At 42.4% G+C, this 5,667-nt stretch carries 4 protein-coding genes and 1 pseudogene; 2 read left to right on the top strand and 3 right to left on the bottom strand.

Annotated features, from left to right (window positions below; all coding sequences use genetic code 11):
* Positions 1-30: 30 nt before the first annotated feature.
* Positions 31-597 (bottom strand): calycin-like domain-containing protein, encoded by a 567-nt coding sequence (locus ACT8YW_RS21435; RefSeq protein WP_008024812.1) that lies wholly within the window; start codon positions 595-597, stop codon positions 31-33.
* Positions 598-759: 162 nt separating this feature from the next.
* On the opposite strand from ACT8YW_RS21435, the gene aroC reads away from it, so the two are divergent.
* Both aroC and ACT8YW_RS21445 read left to right on the top strand, forming a co-directional pair.
* Entirely contained in the window at positions 760-1,836 is a 1,077-nt protein-coding gene (gene aroC, locus ACT8YW_RS21440) for a chorismate synthase (protein ID WP_008024813.1), read from the top strand.
* Positions 1,836-3,200 (top strand): dipeptidase, encoded by a 1,365-nt coding sequence (locus ACT8YW_RS21445; RefSeq protein WP_444107085.1) that lies wholly within the window; start codon positions 1,836-1,838, stop codon positions 3,198-3,200. Before aroC ends, ACT8YW_RS21445 begins: the two co-directional genes overlap by 1 nt.
* Positions 3,201-3,312: 112 nt before the next feature.
* Here the strand turns inward: ACT8YW_RS21445 and ACT8YW_RS21450 are convergent, their stop codons facing one another.
* Together ACT8YW_RS21450 and ACT8YW_RS21455 are read right to left on the bottom strand one after the other, a co-directional pair.
* The gene (locus ACT8YW_RS21450; RefSeq protein WP_444107086.1) at positions 3,313-4,371 is read right to left on the bottom strand and encodes a linear amide C-N hydrolase; all 1,059 of its coding nucleotides are present in this window, start codon (positions 4,369-4,371) and stop codon (positions 3,313-3,315) included.
* Between the two features lie 343 nt (positions 4,372-4,714).
* A pseudogene (locus ACT8YW_RS21455) lies at positions 4,715-5,092 on the bottom strand (hypothetical protein); the annotation flags it as partial.
* Positions 5,093-5,667 lie beyond the last annotated feature (575 nt).

Consider the following 5,667-nt stretch of genomic DNA (forward strand, 5'->3'; position numbering starts at 1 on the left):
TAATCTGTGTAATCTGTGGTGAACAAGAAATTAATTTCCACCAGACTCCGCCACCTGTTTCACTCCGGAGTAGGTCACCTTTACAGTCTGTTGCAATGTAGGCACTTTCACGTTAATGGTCATGTCTGCATTTCCATCTTCTACCGTTCCTGTAACAGTTACAGGACAAGTACCCAAAGCAGCGGCATTTCCCTCAAACGTAAGGTCTTGCTGTCCGGTAAATGTAGACACACCTTCCCCTTTCTTCACTTCACACTTATCAACAACAATATCTCCAAACTTCAGAATCTGTTGATTGATGAACAATTCAAACTCCTTCAGTTCAATCTTCACTTCCGTATTGCTGACTTGCGAGAGAGTGATAAACTTCTCTATTCCATCTCCTATGACAATTTCCTGGTCAGAACCATCCGGTATCATGGATATATCCAGATTTCCCCAATACGTTCCGACTACATCCGGAGCCGTTATCGCAGCTTCCTCTTCAGGAGGATTCCCATTATTTTTGTTATCACTGTCGTCATCGTCACTGCTACAAGCAGCAAAGAAAGTAAGAGAGCAGACCAATGCCAATAAATACAATAGATTCTTTTTCATACGTCTTTGGTTTAGTTATTATAATAAATTTCGTCCCTTATAAACTAAAAAGAAGAAAAAAGGTTCAATATGCTTCCTTTTTCGAAGATATTTCGAGTTCACAACTTTCTTATCGAAAACTTTGTTATATTTGCATATAGTAATTTTAAAAAAGCCACAACTATGTTTAATTCATTTGGCAATATCTTTCGGCTCACAAGTTTCGGTGAGTCTCATGGAAAAGGAGTTGGAGGAGTGATTGACGGATTTCCGGCAGGAATTGTCATCGACGAAGAATTCGTACAACAAGAACTTAATCGTCGCCGTCCGGGACAATCCATTCTTACCACTGCACGTAAAGAAGCTGATAAAGTTGAGTTTCTTTCAGGTATTTTTGAAGGGAAATCCACCGGATGCCCTATTGGTTTTATCGTTTGGAATGAAAACCAACACTCCAATGACTACAACAATCTGAAAAATGTATATCGTCCTTCACACGCTGATTACACGTACACAGTGAAGTACGGAATCCGTGACCACCGTGGCGGCGGACGTTCTTCCGCACGCGAAACGATTTCGCGCGTGGTAGCCGGCGCATTGGCTAAGTTAGCACTTCGTCAACTGGGTATCAATATCACTGCCTATACTTCGCAGGTAGGTCCTATCAAATTGGAGGGTACTTACTCGGATTACGATCTTGATTTGATAGAAACAAACGATGTACGTTGTCCGGACCCGGAAAAAGCAAAAGAAATGGCAGACCTTATATATAAGGTGAAAGGAGAAGGCGACACCATCGGTGGCACACTGACCTGCGTCATCAAGGGATGCCCCATCGGACTTGGACAACCTGTTTTCGGCAAACTCCATGCTGCCTTGGGCAACGCAATGTTAAGCATCAACGCTGCCAAAGCATTCGAATACGGTGAAGGATTTAAGGGATTGAAAATGAAAGGTTCCGAACAGAACGATGTTTTCTATAATAACAACGGACGCATCGAGACACATACCAATCACTCCGGAGGTATTCAGGGAGGATTGAGTAATGGTCAGGATATCTATTTCCGTGTAGTATTCAAACCTATTGCAACATTGCTGATGGAACAAGAAACCGTCAACATTGATGGTATCGACACCACCCTGAAAGCACGCGGACGCCATGACGCTTGTGTACTGCCCCGTGCCGTGCCTATCGTAGAAGCAATGGCCGCCATGACCATACTTGATTATTACTTATTGGATAAAACGACGCAACTATAATGAACGAAATTCAGAAATACATAATAGCGCACGAACCGGAAATGATGAATGACCTGTTCAGCCTCATCCGTATCCCCAGCATCAGTGCTCTGCCGGAGCATCACGATGATATGCTGGCTTGTGCGGAACGCTGGGCGCAGTTGTTACTTGAAGCCGGAGCAGACGAAGCATTGGTGATGCCCTCAAAAGGCAATCCGATTGTTTTTGCTCAAAAGATTGTCGATCCGGACGCAAAGACTGTATTGGTTTATGCTCATTACGATGTAATGCCGGCCGAACCGCTGGAACTTTGGAAAAGCCAGCCGTTCGAACCGGAAATACGGGACGGATATATTTGGGCGCGTGGAGCAGATGACGACAAAGGACAATCATTCATCCAGGTGAAAGCATTCGAATATCTCGTCAAAAACGGATTACTGAAGAATAATGTAAAATTCATCTTCGAAGGTGAAGAAGAAATAGGCTCGCCCAGCTTGGAGGCTTTCTGCGAAGAGCACAAGGAGTTACTGAAAGCAGACGTCATCCTTGTCTCGGACACGAGTATGCTGGGAGCTGAACTTCCGTCTTTAACGACCGGTCTTCGCGGACTGGCTTACTGGGAAATAGAAGTGACCGGACCGAACCGTGACTTACACTCCGGACATTTCGGAGGTGCAGTAGCCAATCCGATCAACGTACTTTGCCAAATTATCAGCAAGGTGACGGATACCGACGGACGTATCACTGTCCCCGGATTCTATGACGATGTGGAAGAAGTGCCTCAAGCGGAAAGGGACATGATAGCCCATATTCCTTTTGACGAAAAGAAATACAAAGAAGCAATCGGTGTAAAAGAACTTTTCGGAGAAAAAGGATACAGTACATTGGAACGCAACAGCTGTCGTCCGTCTTTTGACGTATGTGGCATTTGGGGCGGATATATGGGGGAAGGTTCTAAAACCGTACTTCCCTCAAAGGCGTATGCTAAAGTTTCCTGCCGGTTAGTGCCGCATCAGGATCATCATAAGATTTCGCAGATGTTTGCAGAGTATATTGCAAGCATTGCTCCGGAAACTGTTCAGGTGAAAGTGACTCCGATGCATGGAGGACAAGGATATGTATGCCCGATTTCGCTTTCTGCTTATCAGGCTGCCGAAAAAGGCTTTGAAATTGCTTTCGGAAAGAAACCATTGGCAGTACGCCGTGGCGGCAGTATTCCTATCATTTCCACTTTCGAGCAAGTGCTGGGAATCAAAACCGTATTGATGGGATTCGGACTTGAATCAGACGCCATCCATTCACCCAACGAAAACTTTTCACTGGATATTTTCCGTAAAGGGATAGAGGCAGTCATTGAATTTCATCAGGAATATGCCAGACGATAAAGCGGACAGACAAAAAGTCAAGTTATAAACGGCATATAAAAAGAGCGGTGGACAAGCTTGTAATCAAACACTTGTCCACCGCTCTTTTTATATATTTGCAGACACCGACAAACTACATAACCGGAGTCTGGAAAAGGAAAGTAAACGATTGACTGTCTTTCAAATCCTTCACTGCATCACCAGCGTAAATCTCTCCCTTTGTCAGAGACAATTTCTTAATCTCTGCTTTCGGACTAAAATCTATTTTCTTCAAGTCCAGCCAAAACATGTTCGGTGTCAAAGTAGATTCGAAATAATACACTTTATTCTTCTGATCGGAGACAGAACGCCAACGGGTAGAAGAAATATAAGGCTTCTCCGGCGTATTAATACCAAATGGCACAGAAACATTACGCATCACACTCAATACACTGGGAACAGCAATTTTGGCATCAGCTGTTTGCGGAATGGCATGAATGTAGAAAGAAGCCCTGACAAAGCGGTCACTCGCACGATTTGTTCCCGGTAGCATCTGTAAGCCACCGATTTCCTTCCAGTAATCATTAATGGCCAACTGCTGTTCATATCGAGGAGAATTTGTCATCACCCGGTATTCTTTTCCTTCGTGAATACTTAATTTCCCATCCAGATATTCCAATACAGCCGTATTGCCTGTTTCATCGGTTATGGCCAGATGCAAGGTAGACTCCGGCCCTCCATTCGGCATACGGGGAGCATCAATGCGGAAAGTCTCCTTTTTCAATTCATCCACCGCTTCGCGTACCGTGGCAAAGTTATCAAGCACATACTGTGTCCAAATGCTGATGCCCATTGCCGGACGGGTATCGCCGGGAAGAGAGTAAATGGATTCCGGCAAGAAAAGCAGGCTAGCCACTAATCCTTTCTCGTTCATTCCGTCACAAGTACCTATATCATATCCTGTAGCAATCACACTTCCATATTTGGAAGTCCAGTTCACAGTTTTCTCTTTGTTATGTCCCATACGTTGGATGCCACGCGGAAATACATAGATATTCGTCATGATATCTTCCTTCCAGTCCATCGTACGTCCCGTTATCACCATCTGGTCAGGACCTATATACACTGCACGCGTACATGCTTCTACAGGCTGTATACTCATCAAAGAGACGGCAGCCAACACCAATGCAACTCCTGCTAATTTTTTCTTCATGTTCATTCTATTTAAATAATTGATCTTCTTATTTATAAATAACAAACGCGCCACGATTATTGCCTAAAAGAAAGAGGATTTTAATGAAAAAAAGGCATTTATTCAATGCAGGAAGAAATTTTGGGTTTTCAACGTATGAGGGTTACCATCATAGAAATCATTTCTTAACGAAAAATATTAAATAAATTTAAGTGTTACTATTGCAGTCATTACTACTTTAATTCGTCCAAGAAATAAATATATAATTATCATGATAAATGGGATATTGATTATGAATTACGGTTGGTAGTGTCACTACCAGATTAAAAGAGGAACATATTATTCACTGTATTATTTTAGCCCCTTATTGATCGGCCAGTTTATAAAGTTCATATCCTCCCAATGCCAGTACATAGGGCAAATTAAGAATAACGTCGGCATCCTTCTCCACCTCTTCGGGGTACTTTTGCAGCAATTCATTGAAAGGCATAATGAGAGGGTGTTGCAAGAAAACCTTATCTTTCACCTCGGCACGTCTCCAGCCAGCTACCGTACGCTCGGCATTCCATCGGTATTTCTCCATGCGCACCAGTAGATACAAAACTTGAGACGGTAGATTCTCATTAAACATAGATACGGATATGCGTGCCGGCGAACGGTCGCTCCGCTTAATACCATAGCCTAGCGTACGACAAAATACACTATAGGCATCCAGTTGATAGCGGTTAGCCCAACGATCCCCCCCCGAAATGGTGCGATCCATATACTCTTGTGAGAATATCTTCTTGTAGTAGTTTATAAAACGGTTCATGCTTATAACTTATTGATGGCAAAACATACAAGTCCTGCCCATATTGTGTATATTTCGAGCTATTTGTTCTGATAATCGTACCATATCATGCACCAATACCATATAATCCGTATCAATGGGATTTGGTTGACAGTCGTGTTTCATAAATAAAATATTTAGAGTTGTGTACAAATATAGTATTTTTCAACAAACCAGGTAGTTTTTCACTTAACTATTTTCAGCAGTGTACTTTACCTTGTCATCGTGCGACAGCATATAAAATGAAATGCACCAGTACAAAAAGACATTAATCGCAAGATAACAGCTATGGAACGAAGTAAAATTCGTATAAAAATGGAGTAAGATATTCTACTTCCATCAAATAATATCTCCATAACCTTTATTGTATCTAAGACTATTCAGTGCATAGATTTAAGATTTTCTATGCAGAAACTTAGAATCTTTTATGCACCAGGGCAGACGCATTATATTTTTTACTATATTCTCCTTTGTTATTTCTCTTCTAT

Source organism: Bacteroides sp., from assembly GCF_052357945.1.
Lineage (GTDB): Bacteria > Bacteroidota > Bacteroidia > Bacteroidales > Bacteroidaceae > Bacteroides.